At 34.1% G+C, this 17,214-nt stretch carries 10 protein-coding genes; 6 read left to right on the forward strand and 4 right to left on the reverse strand.

All coding sequences use genetic code 11. The features are described from left to right. Positions 1 to 23: 23 nt before the first annotated feature. Complete coding sequence (locus tag DOS84_RS08000) at positions 24 to 1,199, forward strand: cation:proton antiporter (protein WP_111409601.1); 1,176 nt, start codon at positions 24 to 26, stop codon at positions 1,197 to 1,199. Between the two features lie 109 nt (positions 1,200 to 1,308). Here DOS84_RS08000 and DOS84_RS08005 read toward each other — a convergent pair whose 3' ends face one another. Continuing rightward, the gene (locus tag DOS84_RS08005; protein WP_111409602.1) at positions 1,309 to 3,672 is read right to left on the reverse strand and encodes an efflux RND transporter permease subunit; all 2,364 of its coding nucleotides are present in this window, start codon (positions 3,670 to 3,672) and stop codon (positions 1,309 to 1,311) included. 198 nt (positions 3,673 to 3,870) lie between these two features. Between DOS84_RS08005 and DOS84_RS08010 the strand changes: the two genes are divergently transcribed. From DOS84_RS08010 to DOS84_RS08030, 5 genes are all read left to right on the forward strand, one after another. Continuing rightward, the gene (locus tag DOS84_RS08010; RefSeq protein ID WP_111409603.1) at positions 3,871 to 6,141 is read left to right on the forward strand and encodes a cation:proton antiporter; all 2,271 of its coding nucleotides are present in this window, start codon (positions 3,871 to 3,873) and stop codon (positions 6,139 to 6,141) included. A 7-nt stretch (positions 6,142 to 6,148) separates the two neighbouring features. After that, positions 6,149 to 6,478 carry a DMT family transporter gene (locus DOS84_RS08015; protein ID WP_111409604.1) on the forward strand — a complete coding sequence of 110 codons (330 nt, stop codon included), beginning with the start codon at positions 6,149 to 6,151 and terminating at the stop codon, positions 6,476 to 6,478. A 41-nt stretch (positions 6,479 to 6,519) separates the two neighbouring features. Continuing rightward, the gene (locus DOS84_RS08020; protein WP_207802030.1) at positions 6,520 to 7,284 is read left to right on the forward strand and encodes a sensor histidine kinase; all 765 of its coding nucleotides are present in this window, start codon (positions 6,520 to 6,522) and stop codon (positions 7,282 to 7,284) included. Beyond that, positions 7,253 to 7,972 carry a LytR/AlgR family response regulator transcription factor gene (locus tag DOS84_RS08025; RefSeq protein ID WP_111409605.1) on the forward strand — a complete coding sequence of 240 codons (720 nt, stop codon included), beginning with the start codon at positions 7,253 to 7,255 and terminating at the stop codon, positions 7,970 to 7,972. The genes DOS84_RS08020 and DOS84_RS08025 overlap by 32 nt, the downstream gene beginning before the upstream one ends. A gap of 342 nt (positions 7,973 to 8,314) precedes the next feature. Then, positions 8,315 to 10,585 (forward strand): cation:proton antiporter, encoded by a 2,271-nt coding sequence (locus DOS84_RS08030; protein ID WP_111409606.1) that lies wholly within the window; start codon positions 8,315 to 8,317, stop codon positions 10,583 to 10,585. A gap of 61 nt (positions 10,586 to 10,646) precedes the next feature. On the opposite strand, the gene DOS84_RS08035 is transcribed toward DOS84_RS08030, so the two are convergent. The 3 genes from DOS84_RS08035 to DOS84_RS08045 form a co-directional block, all read right to left on the reverse strand. After that, complete coding sequence (locus tag DOS84_RS08035) at positions 10,647 to 11,096, reverse strand: response regulator (RefSeq protein WP_111409751.1); 450 nt, start codon at positions 11,094 to 11,096, stop codon at positions 10,647 to 10,649. A gap of 36 nt (positions 11,097 to 11,132) precedes the next feature. Beyond that, positions 11,133 to 14,327 (reverse strand): PAS domain S-box protein, encoded by a 3,195-nt coding sequence (locus DOS84_RS08040; RefSeq protein WP_111409607.1) that lies wholly within the window; start codon positions 14,325 to 14,327, stop codon positions 11,133 to 11,135. A gap of 376 nt (positions 14,328 to 14,703) precedes the next feature. Next, positions 14,704 to 17,202 carry a DUF5686 family protein gene (locus DOS84_RS08045; RefSeq protein WP_111409608.1) on the reverse strand — a complete coding sequence of 833 codons (2,499 nt, stop codon included), beginning with the start codon at positions 17,200 to 17,202 and terminating at the stop codon, positions 14,704 to 14,706. Positions 17,203 to 17,214: the final 12 nt, after the last annotated feature.

Raw genomic sequence — 17,214 nt, forward strand, 5'->3', positions numbered from 1 at the left:
TCTTCATTATAAAACACACACAGATGTTGTCACAATTATTCTCCGGGATAGCTGTGCTGTCCTTTATGGTTTTATTATTGATATTGCTTTTGCGACGATTAAAGCAGCCTTATTTTATTGCTTATATAATTACCGGTTTGCTGTTGGGGCCTCAAGTATTTAACGTCATTTATGAACCTGAAGTAATTTCAGAATTGGGGCAAATTGGGATTGTACTTCTAATGTTCTCCATCGGCAATGAGATAGACCTTCATTATCTATCGCATAATTTTTACAAGCCTCTTTTAATTGCAGTGGTGCAGATTGTACTTAGTTTTATTTGCATGTATATTGTTGGTTCATATTTGGAGTGGAAAATGACAACTATAATTTTGATCGCTTTTATAATAAGTTTGAGTAGTTCTGCGATTGTGTTCCAATATTTGGCAAAGACAGGTGAGATTAAAAGTCAGCTCGGAATTATTACCTGTGGTGTTTTACTAATGCAAGACATACTTGTGGTTCCCATGATATTGACTCTGAATTTTATGTCAGGAAATAATATTTCAGCTGCAGAACTGATAAAAGTCTGCGTAGGAGGAGTATTGATTATTCTGTTTATGAAAGCGGCAATCAGTAAAAAGCTTTTCTCAATCCCCATGCGAAGAGAAATTATTGCTGATCATGAATTGCAGGTTTTCATTGGTTTCAGCATCTGTTTTGGTATGGCGTGGATTAGTGAATGGTTTGGACTGTCTCCTGCCTTTGGAGCTTTTATTGCCGGCGTTTTAATTGGACACGACAAGGCGACACATTGGCTAGGTAAATCCCTGATTCCTTTCAGAGTGTTTTTTATGGCTTTCTTCTTTCTTGCAGTAGGTGTTCAGCTTGATATCAAGTTTTTTATTGAAAATATTGGAACTATAATATGGATTTCAGTTGCTGTGCTTTTTATAAATAGCCTGATCAATGCCATACTTTTTAAACTTACAAAAAACTCATGGCGCGATAGTTTGTATGGAGGGGCACTTTTATCACAAATTGGAGAATTTAGTTTTGTTTTGATGACCTTGGCATCTTCTTTGCAACTTGTGGGGGTTTATACTTATCAAATAACCTTGGCTGTTACAACTCTTACAATGTTTCTTAACACATTTTGGCTTATGATAATCCAAGAATTAATTTATAAACTGCCGGATTACAAAGAAAAATCTTTTTAGTATTGAATTAAAACTAAAAGATTAAAAGGGATTTTGGAAGGCATATTCATAATAAAACAACTGGCTGTTTTTATTATGAATATGCTTTTTGAAATAAAAATATTCTTGATTAATGTGTATGCTCTAAATCTTCTTTCTTCGTTCTTTTCTTTTCAAATGTCAATACCAAAGCCGGCAAAACCAATAAATTGGCAAACATGGCAAACATCAAGGTGCAGGAAATCAATCCTCCAAGGGCTATCGTGCCACTAAAACTGGACAATGTGAATGTGGCAAATCCCACAATCAACACAATTGAAGTATAGAAAGTACTGATGCCGGTTTCTCTTAAGGCACTAAATACTGATTTTTTTATTTTACCATTATAGAGATTCAAATCATGACGGTATTTGGCCATAAACTGAATCGCATTATCCACCGAAATACCAAAAGCAATACTAAATACCAATATGGTTGAAGGTTTCAACGGGATTCCAAAATAACCCATCAACCCCGATGTGATGCAAAGTGGCAAAACATTTGTAATCACTGATGCCATAACCATTTTGGCAGAACGGAATAAATAAGCCATCAATCCTGCAATTAGGAAAATAGCAAAAATCAGTGATTCAATAAGGTTGTCAATTAGGTAAGAAGTTCCTTTTTGGAAAACCAAAGCTTTTCCGGTAAGGGTAACTTCATAACGGTCTTTTGGGAATACTTTGTCTATTTTGGCTTTTAGTTTCTTTTCTACTCTGGCCATTTCCTGAGTTCCAATGTCTTTCATGAAAGTGGTGATTCGGGCATATCGTCCAGTCGAATCCACATAGCTTTTCATCAGGTTGGTCTTGGTGTCTTTGGTGGCATTTTTGGCATACGACAATATAAAAGCCTGCTCTTGTGAAGTGGGTAATTCATAATATTCTGGCTTGCCGTTGTAATATGCCTGCTTCGAATATTTGACCAAATTAACGACAGAAACCGGTTTTGATAATTCTGGAATCTCCGCAATTGTTTTTTGCAATTCATCCATCTTTTTCATTGTCGATAACTTCATTACTCCTTTTTTGTGTTTGGTGTCCACCATGATTTCTAACGGCATTACACCATTGAACTCTTTTTCAAAAAAGATAATGTCTTTGAAAAATGAAGCCGTTTTTGGCATTTCGCCTATCAAACTTCCCGAGACTTTCATTTGGGAAACCCCGATTACACTAAAAACCAATAATAATCCGTAAATAATATAGATCATTTTACGGTTGTTTTTTACGACACTTTCAACCCAGTTTAATAGGGCAGATATATAAGTTTTGCTCAGGTGTTTTAAATGTTTTTCTTTGGGAACATCCATAAAGCTGTACACAATTGGAACAATTACCAAGGTAAGTAAGTACACTGTGATTACATTTATAGAGGTTACTAAACCAAATTCGAACAACAAATCATTTCCGGTAATCATAAAAGTGGCAAATCCGGCTGCTGTCGTCAAGTTGGTCATTAAGGTAGAAACCCCGATCGTCGAAATTACACGTTGTAAAGCTTTGGCCTGATTTTGATGGGTTTTTATTTCCTGCTGGTATTTGTTGATGAGGAAAATACAGTTTGTGATTCCAATTACAATAATCAACGGTGGAATAATAGCCGTAAGAATTGTGATTTTGTAATGAAACAAACCTAGCGTTCCAAAAGACCACATTACACCAATAATCAAAATACAGATGGAGATAAAAGTGGCTCTATATGAACGGAAGAATAAAAAGAAAATTAAAGACGTTATGAATAATGCGGCGCCAATGAATAGACCGATTTCGCCTTTCATGTTTTCGGCATTGATGGTTCTGATGTAAGGCATTCCGGAAACACGAAGGTCGATTCCGGTTGTTTTTTCAAACTTGTCAATTTTTGGAACTAAGTTTTCCAAAATGAATGTCTTTCGAGAAGCCGTATTTACAATATTTTTCTTGATATAAACCGCAGAGCGAATACTTCCTGACTCTTTGTTGAACAATAAACCTTCATAAAAAGGAAGATTATGAAACAATTCGAATTTTATTTTTTGAATGTATTCTGGATTCGCAGTTTGAGTTTGGTCAATAAACGGAACTAGTTTAAATTTTTGGGCAAGCGTGTCTTTTTCAAGAGTTTTTAGGTCATTTAAGGAAATAACCAAATCTATTTCTTTAGAATTTTTCAGACCGGTCATCAATTCGTTCCAGGCGGCAAATGCTTTGGGCGTGAAAAAAGCATCGTCTTTAAAACCAATGACGATAAGGTTTCCTTCTTCTCCAAATTTATCGAGAAAGTCTTGATACTGTTTATTTACGATATGTTTTTTAGGAAGTAAATTAGCTTCAGTATAAGTCATGGCCAAATTTTTCCACTGAAAAGAAAGGAAAATGGTTATGCCAAGTATTACGCCTAGTATGGTTATTCTGTTTTTAAGTACAATGCGGGCTATGTTCTGCCATAACCTATCAGTGAATTTCTTTTTCATATACGTTTTAAAATGCATGCAAATGTAAACAAAACAGTTAGAAATCACATGAAAGTCCTCCGATTTTCTGGCTATTGTATGGGTGTTTTTTTGACTTTATTTTTGTTTACAATAAGATAATTTGTGCATTATAAATTATATATTTGAAATTCTCATCTTAGCGCTTTTGTTAATGGGATAAAGAAGTCAAAAAAGGGTATGAAAAAGTACAAGAATACATTATTTTATTTAGGAGTTACAGGCGGTTTTACCGCGCTAATGTATTGGATTATTAGAGAAGGCAAGCATCTTGAGGGAACTAAAACGATCATTCATCCAACGGCGAGCGTAAGTTCTTGGGATGATTTCCTTACGTCAATGATTCATAATGTACAGGACCCTTTGGCCATTTTATTGGCACAAATTATAATGATTATTCTTGTGGCTCGCCTTTTTGGCTGGTTTTTTAAAAAAATTGGGCAGCCTTCGGTAATAGGTGAAATTATTGCTGGAATTGCGCTTGGGCCATCTTTATTGGGTTTATATTTTCCTGATTTTTTTCATGCACTTTTCCCCGCCAACTCCCTAGAAAACTTAAAATTTTTGAGTCAAATAGGGTTGATTCTTTTCATGTTCGTAATTGGGATGGAGCTCGATATCAAAGTTTTAAAAAATAGGGCCAAAGAAGCAATTGTTATTAGCCATGCGAGTATTGTAATTCCATTTGCATTAGGAATCGGATTGGCCTATTTTGTTTACAACCGTTTTGCTCCAGAGGGAGTTAAGTTTCTTTCCTTCAGTTTGTTTATGGGAATTGCGATGAGTATTACTGCCTTTCCTGTTTTGGCACGAATTGTTCAGGAAAGAGGGATGCATAAAACCAAATTGGGAGCTATTGCAATTACTTGTGCCGCCGCTGATGATATAACGGCTTGGTGTCTATTGGCAGTAGTAATTGCTATTGTGAAAGCAGGAACTTTTGAAAGTTCAATGTACATAATTTCGTTGGCTGCTATTTATGTAGTTGTGATGATCTATCTGGTAAAACCTTTCTTGAAACGAATTGGGGATTTGTATGGATCTAAAGATAGTTTGAGTAAACCGGTTGTAGCCATTTTCTTTTTGATATTAATTATTTCGTCTTATGCTACAGAATTAGTTGGGATTCACGCCTTGTTCGGTGCTTTTATGATGGGCGCCATTATGCCCGATGTACCTAAGTTTAGAACTGTTTTTATTGCAAAGGTCGAAGATGTATCGGTAATATTGTTATTGCCTTTGTTTTTTGTGTTTACAGGTTTGCGTACTGAAATAGGTTTGTTAAACGAGCCTTATTTGTGGAAAGTAACTGGTTTTATCATTCTTGTTGCGGTTGTGGGTAAATTTTTCGGAAGTGCTTTGGCAGCCAAATTCGTTGGACAAAGTTGGAGAAATAGCCTCGTGATAGGTGCCTTGATGAATACCAGAGGGTTGATGGAATTAATTGTATTGAATATCGGACTAGCTCTTGGAGTTCTTACGACCGAAGTCTTTACGATGATGGTAATTATGGCCTTGGTGACAACTTTTATGACAGGACCTGCATTAGATTTAATCAATTACATTTTTAAAACCAGCGATATAGTTGACCATGATGAAGAAGTAAATCACAGCAAATACAGAATTTTAATTTCTTTTGGGAATAATGAAAAAGGAAAATCTTTGTTGCGTTTGGCCAACAGCTTGGTGAAAAAACAAAAAGAAACCTGTTCGATAACAGCATTGCATTTGTCCTTGAGTGATGAAATGCATACATTCAACATGGAAGATAAAGAGAAAAGCAGCTTTAATCCGATAATGAAAGAAGCGCTTATTCTGAAACAAGAAATCACTACTATTTTCAAAGCGACAATTGATATTGAGACAGAAATAATAGATATAGCCAATCAAGGGGATTATGATTTATTATTGGTCGGACTTGGAAAATCCATATTTGAAGGCACGCTACTGGGAAAAGTAATTGGTTTTACATCCCGAATTATTAATCCCGAAAGATTGTTGGATAAATTTACGGGTAAAGAAGGATTATTCGTCAATTCACCATTTGATGAAAGAACAAGACAAATTGTTCTGAAAGTCAAAATGCCACTGGGTGTTTTAATTGACAAGGATTTAAAAGAAGTGAATCAGGTTTTTGTCCCTATATATGGACCCGAAGATTCTTTTTTGATTGACTATGCGCAAAAAATAATTTTCAATAATAATGCTACTATTGCCTTTTTGGATATCAATGGGCATATGCAGTCCAATTTTGTAATTGCAAGTGCTCTAGGTTCCTTAAAACAAAAATTTCCAAATAATGTAATTTTGGATAATGAATCCATTCTGACTGATGACTTTTTAATCAAACAAGATTTAATGATTGTGAGTTTGGAGAGTTGGAAAGATTTGTTGGATTCTCGCCCGGTTTGGTTAAGCGGGATGCCTTCGGTGTTGATTATTAAACCATAATTAAATTATGAATTGGATTTTACTTGTTATTGCAGGCCTTTTTGAAGTTGGTTTTGCAACCTGTTTGGGTAAAGCCAAAGAAACTTCGGGGATAACTTCGACATTGTGGATGGTTGGTTTCTTTATTGCGCTTTCTATCAGTATGACACTGCTGTATAAAGCTTCCCAAACCTTGCCAATTGGTACAGCTTATGCTGTTTGGACCGGAATTGGCGCCGTTGGGACTGTTCTGGTTGGTATTTTTGTATTTAAAGAACCCGCCACCTTCTGGAGACTTTTCTTCTTATTTACTTTGATATCGTCTATAATTGGATTGAAATTCGTGTCGGCACATTAAAAACATAGCCCCTTTTTAATTATTACAAATCAAATATAAAAATGGATAACGCGCAAGGAAACGGTAGCATTGTATATGTATTACTGTTAATTATTCTGGTATTTATTGTGCTGCTTTGTTATCTTGTTTACCGATTGGTTCAATCTGGCAAAGCCAAAAAGAGTGTTGAAGAGAAATTTGATTTGCTTGAAATGAAAGTAAACAACCTGCAGTTGGAAACATTGGAATCCAAACTCAATCCGCATCTTTTCAAGAACATTCTCAATTCGATTCAGTCACATGCATACCAAACTTATTTTGCTTTGGATAAATTGGCGAATGTTCTGGATTATATTTTATACGAAAGCCAAAAAAAGTTTGTTTCCCCAAAAGAAGAAATTCAGTTTGCATTAAATCTGATTGAAATCAACAAAATTAAAGTGAGTCCGCTTTTTGAATTGAAAGTGAAAACCATGATTAATGAAGGAGAAAAACTGTATGAACAGAATCTTTTGGCTCCTTTGATTTCGATTGATTTAATTGAGAATGCCTTTAAACACGCCGATTTACAAAATGCCGATGCCTTTATCTCAATACTATTTGAATTTAAGGACAATTGTTTCTATTTGACGGTTTCCAATAAAATTTCAGAGAAAAAAGCACTAAAAAAAGAAAGAAGCGGAATCGGTGCGACAACATTGGAACAACGATTGAAAATTATATACAAAAATCAGTTCAAATTGGATAAATTTGTCGAAAATGACATCTATATTGCGCATTTAAAAATCAATCTGCTTGAATACAAAAATCAAATGTTTACTGCTTGACGACGAATTGCCGGGTTTGACGTACCTGAAAATGCTTTGCGAGCAAATTCCAGAATTGGAAATCATAAAAGCATTTAATGACCCGCAAAAATTATTGGAGGAAGTTCCCAAACTTGATTTTGATTTATGTATCTCGGATATCGAAATGCCTGGAATTGATGGGTTGACTTTAGCCCATTTGCTGGAAAACAAACTTGTTATTTTTACGACCGCCTACAAAAATTACGCTGCCGAAGCTTTTAATATAGATGCAGTCGATTATGTTACTAAACCCGTTACCAAAGAGCGTCTTGAAAAAGCTGTTTTTAAAGCTTTGGAACGATTCCAAAAGTTTGATAGTTCAAAGAAATACATTCATTTGAACACCGATAAAGGAAAGGGACTGTTGTATTTTGACCAGATTCAATATGTTAAAACTGCAGCTGTCGATAGTAGAGACAAAGAAGTATATTTGGCAGATGGTACTGTTTTAATTCTTAAAAATATCAATTTTGGATCATTATTAAAGCAGCTTCCCAAGGCTGATTTTTGCAGAGTCAATAAAAAAGAAATTATTGCAATAAAGGCTGTTCAGTATTTCAATCATAATGAAATTACACTTTCCTTTCATGGAAAAAATGGGAAACCTATCGTATCAGTTTTGAGTGATACCTATCGTCATGATTTTTTGACGAAAGTGAAAATCTAGCTTATTATCGCTAAATTTTTAACCATATAAGTCATTTAAGTTTAAAAAGTAGATTGTCAAATTAGTTATTAAAAAAAGAATATATGTTAAAAGCGATCTTTGTAAAGTTTAGCTCCTCATACTTAAATGGGCTTAGATTTTACTTGATTGTAGTCAAATTAAAAACTTTTATGACTTATATGGTTAAAAATTAAATGCCGTTTATCATAGAATTTAGCTCTTATTACAAAGTTTTACAGTCTTGTTACATTCGTCTAAAATTTGATTGTAATTCATTTTTTAGCTCCAAAATCAGTTCTCATATTTGCATGAAGATTTAAATTAATTTAAAAAGAGTGTCGTATGAAGAATATTAAAAATTCTTTTTTTTATTTGGCGATTATTGGTGTTTTTTCGGGATTAATCTACTGGATTATTTTGAAAGGGAAGATGCTGGAATCTGGACAAAATATTATTCCTCACCATATAGGAAAAGGACATTGGAATGATTTCACAACTTCGATGGTTCAAAATTTGCAACATCCGTTAGCTATTCTTTTGGCACAAATTATAACGATCATTTTGGTCGCTCGTTTTTTTGGTTGGGTTTGCAGAAAAATTGGACAACCAACAGTAATTGGTGAAATGATTGCCGGTATTGTTTTAGGACCATCTTTAATCGGGATGTATTTTCCTGAATTTTCGGCAATGCTGTTTCCAAAGGATTCGTTGGGTAATCTTCAGTTTTTGAGCCAAATCGGATTAATCCTTTTTATGTTTGTCATAGGGATGGAACTCGATTTGAAAGCGCTAAAAAATAAAGCGCATGATGCCGTAGTTATTAGCCACGCCAGTATAATAATCCCTTTTGCATTAGGTTTGGGCTTGGCTTATTTTATTTATCATTCTTTTGCTCCGCAGGGGGTTGAGTTTATTTCTTTTGGATTGTTTTTGGGAATTGCAATGAGTATTACTGCATTTCCTGTTTTAGCAGGAATCGTCCGAGAACGTGGGATTCACAAAACAAAATTGGGAGCAATTGTTATTACCTGTGCCGCTGCCGATGATATTACTGCATGGTGCATTTTGGCGGCAGTGATTGCTATTGTAAAGGCAGGTTCGTTTACCAGCTCTTTATACGTTATCTTGATGGCGGTATTTTATGTACTGCTGATGTTGAAAGTGGTTCGCCCTTTTCTAAAAAAAGTTGGTGATTTGAGTTCAACAAGGGAAAGTCTGAGTAAGCCAGTAGTCGCTATTTTCTTTTTGACATTATTGCTTTCTTCTTATGTTTCTGAATTGATAGGGATTCATGCTTTGTTTGGTGCCTTCTTGGCAGGGGCAATCATGCCGGAAAACAATAAATTTCGTTCTATTTTTATCGAAAAAATAGAAGATGTTTCTGTGGTGGTACTACTTCCTTTGTTTTTTGTTTTTACAGGTTTAAGAACTCAAATCGGATTGATTGATGATCCGTATTTATGGAAAATTACTGGAATCATTATTTTGGTTGCCGTTGCAGGTAAATTTTTGGGGAGCGCACTTGCAGCAAAGTTTGTTGGACATAGTTGGAAGGATAGTTTGTCTATTGGGACATTAATGAATACCCGAGGCCTGATGGAATTGGTCGTGCTGAATATTGGGTATGATTTAGGGGTTTTATCAACCCAAATTTTTACAATGATGGTGATTATGGCTTTGGTGACAACGTTTATGACAGGACCAGCCTTGGATTTAATAAACTATATTTTTAGAGTCAAGCCAACTCTTATCCCTGAGGAAATTAGCAACAAAGGCAAATACAAAATTCTTATTTCTTTTGCGTCACCCGATAAAGGGAGAACGTTGCTGAAAGTAGCCAACAGTCTGGTTAAGAAACAAGGAGGGAACAGCATTGTTACCGCTATGCATTTGTCATTAAGTTCGGAGTTGCATTCTTTTGATGTTAAAGACTATGAGAAGGAAACCTTTTTACCAGTGGTTTCAGAGTCAGAAAATCTTAATCAAAAAATAGTAACTCTTTTTAAAGTGTCCAATGATATAGATTCTGAAATAACAGAGACGGCTAATCATGGTGAATATGATTTGTTATTGGTTGGCTTGGGACAATCAATTTTTGAAGGAACATTACTTGGAAAAGTACTTGGTTTTACAACGCGAATTATCAACCCCGACCGTTTGATTGATAAAATTACGGGGAAAGAAGGTTTGTTCGAAAATTCTCCTTTTGATGAAAGAACCAGACAAATTATTGCTAATAGCAAAATGCCTGTTGGAATTCTTGTTGATAAAGAGTTGGAAGAAATTAATCGTGTGTTTATGCCAATTTTCACTAAAGAAGATGGATTCTTGATGGAGTTCGCACAAAAACTGATACACAATAATGGTTCTCAAATTACGGTTCTGGATGCTGGCGGACAAATCAGGAACAGTAGGGAAATTCAAGAATCAGTTCGCTCAATTGAACAAATAGCACCCAATCACATTATGATGATGCAGGAAAGGATAATTAAAAAAGAATTTTTGGAGCAACAGGATTTAATGATTATTAGCCTAGAAAGTTGGAAAAAGCTAATAGATTCTCATAGCACCTGGCTTAATAATACGCCTTCGGTTTTAATTATTAAACCTTAAAATTAGCCGCAAAGCTCAATGAGTTTTGCGGCTAGCAGTATAATAAATCAATTGGACATTTTTAGGAAATATTTTCACCGATAAGGCCCGGGAAAGCCTTTTCGAAAATTTCAAGCAAAGCTTCCTTGTTCATAGGTTTTTGGTTAAAGGCGGAGATTTCCTTTATTGACTCTGCTTTGGCTCTATCGGCAGGATTGAAAGAACTGCTGAGCATTACAACAATGATATTCTCTTTGTTTTCCAGATTCAAGTTTTTATATTCCTCTATAAATTCCCATCCATCCATGACTGGCATATTGATGTCCAATAAAATCAGTTGAGGACTTGGATATTCATTATCATCTGTGGATTCAAATTTTCCTTGTTTACAAAGGTATTCAATAGCTTCTTTGCCATTTAAAGCTACCTGAATATATTCTGTTAAATTGGTTTTTAGTATGATTTTTTTGTTGATAAAATTAGTGGCAAAATCATCGTCAACCAGTAATACGCAATTTAGTTTCTTGTTCATTTCTTGCATTGTATGAGTTTTAATATTTTTGTATTGTTAATTTAGTTCTGCAGGGAAAGTCCATTTGAAAGTACTTCCCTCGTTGTATTTTGATTCGACCCAAATCTTTCCATTATGGTGTTCAACTATTTTTTTACAATGCGATAATCCAATTCCGGTTCCTTGGTATTCATTGTGATTGTGAAGTCGTTTAAAAATTACGAATATTTTATCTTGGTCCTGTTCTTTAATTCCGATTCCATTGTCTTGAATTGAAAAAAGCCAGTTGTTTTCCTCTTTTACTGCAGCTATTTTTATTTTCGACTGTCGGTCCTTTTTTCGATATTTGTAGGCATTACTGATCATATTTTGGAATAGCTGCCGTATTTCGGTGGTATAACCTGAGATAACAGGCAGGTTTTCATATTCAATAAAGGCATTGTTTTCTTTTAGACTAACATCCATATCTGCAAGAACATTGGCAACAATTTCATTACAGTTAATGCTGTTGGTTCTTTTTTCCTTTCCAATTCTGGAGTAGTCCAACAACCCTTTTACCGATAATTGCATGCGTGATGTAGAGCTCTCAATGAATTGTAGATATTGTTTTTGATCTTCATCCAAATCTTCACCCAGCTCTTCTTTAAGCAGATGTATAAATTGAATTACCGTGATTAACGGTTCCTGTAAATCATGTGATGCGATATAGGCAAACTGTTCTAATTCTGTATTTTGAAATTCTAGTTGTCGGTTTTTTGTCAGCAGCTCCTTTTGAAAGGCTACACGGTCGTTAACATTCCTCATAGATTTTTCTATGTAGATTGGCTCTCCATTTTCATTATTTATTAAACGAGCATTTAAAGAGAAAAACGCAATATTTTTATTTCCATCTCTAAATCGGATATCACAATCCCGAACTTGACCTTCTTCTTTTAGTTTTTTCAATAAGGATTCTCTGTCTTGTTGGTCGTAATAAAAATCAAAGATTGAATTACCTAATAGAAAGGAGCAAGGTTTATGGAAATTTTTTTCGAATGAAGGACTGACATCAAGAACCGTCCCATCCATTGTTGTTTTCAAATAGACGTCTTCAAAATTTTCAAAAATAGATCGGAATTTTGCTTCGCTTATCTTTAGTTTTTCCTCGATTAATCTTCGTTCGGTAATATTTCTTAAAGAGCCGATTGCAAATTCTGGCTCTCCATTTGAATCATAAATGACTTTGGCATTAATTGATACATAAAAAATCTGACCATTTATACTAATCTCATTGTTATGGTCAATAACTTTTTGTTCCGTTATTATTTTTTGAAACATCAATTTCATTTGATTCCTGTCTGAATAAATGATTGACATATTTTGACCAACGAGTTCTTCCCTTGTTATTCCATTAAAAGTGCTACAAGAGGGACTAACATCCAATATTTCACCTGTTTTTATTGATGTCTTGAAAATGACGTCCTGAGCATTTTCAAATAAAACACGGTAGGTTTCTTCGCTTTTCAGTAGTCTTTCTTGAGCCAATTTTCTTTCCATAGATCTGGAAAGGATATCTGACAATGCTCCCAATAATTTGACTTCTTCTTCTAAAAAAATGGTTTCTTTTTTCAAATCTTTTGCATTGTAATAACCGATTTCTATAAAGCCGTATTCTTTTGCATTTATGCAAATCTTTTGCTTTAGCGTCCAATCGTTTTGTTGGTAATTGGGAGAAAAGAATTCTTCCTCGCACATTTGGATTCGGCAATTGGCAATTTCGGGAAACTGTAGTGCATTTGGAATAATTTGAACACAGGCTTCCAGTTTTTTGGATTTTGAAAGCGCTTTGTTGCTTATGATTTCCGAAATATCATAAAGACAACGAAGCTCTTTAATACGTTTATTAAGTGAAATGTTGTTTTTTTCTAATTGTATTTCTTTTAATTTTAATTCGGAAACATTGGTGACAATTGTGGTTACCCCAATGATTTTGCCTTCCTCATTTTTGCTGGGTGATTTAGCAACATTCCAATAGGCCTCTGTGGCGTCTTTTTCTTGTGCAGAATAGGTGCTTCCCTTTAAAACACTAGTAAATATAGAAATGATTTTTTCTTTTCGACTTCCTTGTGGAATTAAATTAATATGATTGTCCCCGATTTTTATTTTGACTCCATATTCATTTTTCATATACCTTGAATGAGCCGAATTGAAACTGAGATAGTTTAAATCGGTATCCATTGAAGAAATGCTCACCCTGGTTGGGTTTTCAATGGTTGCTTTGAGGATGTTTTTTTCTAGTCCTAAAGAGTGTTCACTGGTGTTTAATTTTCTTTCTTCATTTTTTTTGCCTTCTAATACTGCCTTTAAGAATAAGACTGAGACCATGGTTGCAAATAGAAACAATTGCAACATCAAAAAGTTATTATTCCATCCGTTGAAAATAAATCCGCCCATGTGATGACCTGTACAATGTATTGCTATGATTGTAATTACTAAAGACAAAAAGCTAATAATTTTCATCCCGAATCGGCAGGCAGCCCATATCAATAAAAAGAAGAGAACGGATTCATTGTTAGCATATGATTCAAAAATATATAATGATAGGAATAGGGCAGATAAGATCAGGAAAAAGACTTCGGATTTTTTTCCATTGGTCCATCCAATGAATTCTTTTGTAGAAAATAACCAAGAAAGTACAAATGGAGTGAATAGAATGGCACCCAGTGCATTGCCCCTTAATGTATTGCTCCAAATTAAAATGCAATTATCCAATGAGAAATAGGAAGTCAAAGCAAGCGGAAAAAAAACAATGGTTACACTTATAAAAGTTCCCAGTAAACTGGCTAAAGCGAAAAATATGACATTTTGTTCACTGTTGAAAGGATATTTACTTTTGCACCACAATTTGGTCAAATAAGAGACAAGAAAAGCATTTAGACTTGCAATGATTGGTCTTGCAATGCATAAGGCTGATGGCATAATAAGTTCTTCAAATGTTGTAGCATTTTGAAAATCATTTTTGAATAGACTTATGGAAAATATAAAACTGCCTAATGCGACTCCAAAAATTGCTTTTCGCCCAAAGAGTAGGGTTGCGGCTATTGTAAAACCAATCGCTGGAAAAAATGGAAGTATATGAATTTCGGTAATAAATATAAATTGGGATAATTTGGCAATTAGAAAATATAAAATAGCAGTAGTGGTAACAATTTTGATTGTCGAATTTAGAAATGTAGGAATGTAGTATTCTCCGCTATTTATATTTTCGTCCATTTTTAAGTTTTTTTATTCTCTATTTTTTATTTAAAATAATGGTTTTTAATAAAGAGTAGGAAAAAGAATGTTTTTGAACTATATAAATGTATTTTATCGATATAATTTACTTTTTATCGAAACAAATTTAATGCCAAATTTTTAATAATTTATCATTTTATTCTTTTTGGACTTAAAAACAAGTGTTTTTTGATAATAAAGAAGTCTTTTTCCCATGTATTGATCTCTTGCTAAAAATTCCGTAATGGTTTTTTGGAAGTTTATTATTTTGAATGGATCGGTTGAAATAAATGAGAATGACCGGTTGTTCCAAAAAAATATTTTGGATATTAGCCTTCAATTTTGCTGAGGGTAAATTTAAGGAGAGGATTTTGGGTTAAATTCCCAAATCAAGAATAAAAGTCAGTTTGACAGCAATATTGTCTTTGAAATTGCTTAAATGATTTGGCCCATAACGGTAATAGCCACCAAGCCCGAATCCGTTAAAGATTTTATTGAGTTCAATCCCGGATTCAAAGAATCCTTTGTTCAAGGTTTTAAAGTCAAGTCCAATATGATTTTCTGGATTTTTCATATTTCCCCAAGCCATTCGAGTTACAAAATCAAGCGAAGGCTTTAGTTTGTTAAAAATATAGATTCTGTTAAAACCATGTTTGAATTGAAAAGACATGTATTCGCTAGAAAAAAACTCATTGAAATACATGGTTTCGAAACTGTTTCTACCTGCAAACGTAATTCTCTTAAAAATTGTTTCTTTATTTAAATTATTAGGTGAGTTGCTGTACAATTGAGGGAGCGGTAAATCGCCAAAGGCGCGTCCAGCTTCAAACAACAAAAAAGTTCGTTGACCATCTAAATATTTGATTTGATAATCGGCCTTGAAGTCAATTTTGGTATAAGTAAAATCATTGTTCAAAACATCGGGAAGTGATTGAGTGAGCTGAAAAGTAAACTTTGGAAATTTTTTTTCTGCTTCAACTCTTCCTGATGGGGTTTGCATATAATTACTGTAAGGACTCCATTTCAAAGAAATTGTTGCCGTACTCATCGTGTAAGTGGTGTAGGATTTGCCATTCAGGTTATAAGCGTACTCAAATTGTGGAGTTACAAAAGTATTGGCAAGTGCGAAAACACTTTCTACTTTTGGAATGATTTTGGATTCTATTGCAATTCGCCAATGCTCATACCTGTAAAAAGTGTTGAAATTGATAGCACGCGGATCATAGATTTTGAATGCTTTTTTTTCGACAACATAGTCGGTGCTTGCGATGTCTCTAAGGTCATCTGTATAGCTTATTCCAACCCAAGTATTGGAGAATTTATCTACCCTTGCGCCAATTCCTAAATTGTATTTGAAATTATAATCTCTTAAACCGTAAGCCGTGTAACCTTCGAGTCGGTATTTTTTGGAAAAAAAATCATTGGTTACACCTCCAATTCCCAATCGTAACCCTTCATAATTATTGTAGCTTACAATTTTACGCAAATTAAAATCCCATATTTTAAGAGGTAAGTAGCCTGTTAAGATTTTACGGCCAAAATTCAACCTGCTTTCAATTCTTTTTTTTATCGAAATGCTGTCTAATGACAAATAGGTTTTTTCACTTCGGCTGTCCAAGCTGTCTTTTCGGTATTCGACCCAAAAACTTTCGGGTTTGTTAATCGCATCATCTTTAATTTCGACTTGAACTATTGGTTTTTTGATTGCTACAGGAGTTGAGTATTGAATGTCAAAATTTGTTGTTTGGGAAAGCAGATAGATATAATCAGATTCGACTCTTTTTCTGGGAGTTAAATCTTCTTTTATGTCACCGTCAAATTGAATGGTTCCTCCCAGTATTTTTATATCATCATCATTGGTTCCTTTTACAATTTTAAACTTTGTTGCGGTAGGAAACCACAAATATTTTTCTGGAATGAATTGAAATTCATGAATTCCACTAATGTCAAGTATCCCCTTGATGCGCATAATTGCTTTTGCAACAGCGAAATTAACTTCATCGATGTATAAAATTCCTTCCAGACCAGCAGCTCTTTTCTCCTTTTTGTTTTTAAAGTAAACCATATAAGTGTTTCGACCATTTATGGCTACAGTATCCAGTAGTTTGTAGTTGTAATCATTTAAGGCATCATTTGCAATGGGACTTTTATATTTGGTTTCAAAAAGCTCATATTTTGGATCATATATGGAGTAGGATTGAAGATTAAAAGTTAGGATTTCGTAAACAGGTTGTTTGAATCCTGCCATTCTCGTTCCTAAAATAGTTTCTTTTAATCTTTTGCCGTCGTATTGATATTTTGATACTTTCTCAGTTTGAAACAAATGCTGTTTCTTGATGAGTTGTTTGAATTTGTAATCGGTTGAATCCAGTTTTTTTAAATAAGTTTCATACGAATTTGTTACAAATACGGAGTCTATCGTTCCATTAATGGAGTCTGGATTGGCAGTAACTATGAGTTTATTGTAGGATTTGAATTCAAAACTTTTGAGTTTTTTCTGCGGATTGTTTTCTGCTTTCTTCTGAATGACCTTTTCTATAATAGCCAATGCTGGATTGGCATTGGAAACCAGAACTTCGTTGAGCTGATTTGCTTTTTCAACAAGGGTTATTTTATAAAATAGCTTATTATCTTCTGTACTAATCGTATTTTTTAAATAACCTATGTAAGAAACGGTTATGGATGTTATTTTGTTTTTGGATGAAATACTGAATTTTCCGTCCACATCCGAAATGGTATTGGAGCCGTCATTTGTAATGATAGAGGCAAATGGAAGTGTTTTTTGGGTTGAAGCGTCTTTGACAATTCCGTTTACTTGAAATTGCGCTTGAAGCGAAAGCGTAAAAAAGAAGAACAGTAAAAAAAAGTACTTCATAAAACAATTTGT

Origin of the sequence: Flavobacterium aquariorum (assembly GCF_003254745.1) — a bacterium.
Classification (GTDB): domain Bacteria; phylum Bacteroidota; class Bacteroidia; order Flavobacteriales; family Flavobacteriaceae; genus Flavobacterium; species Flavobacterium aquariorum.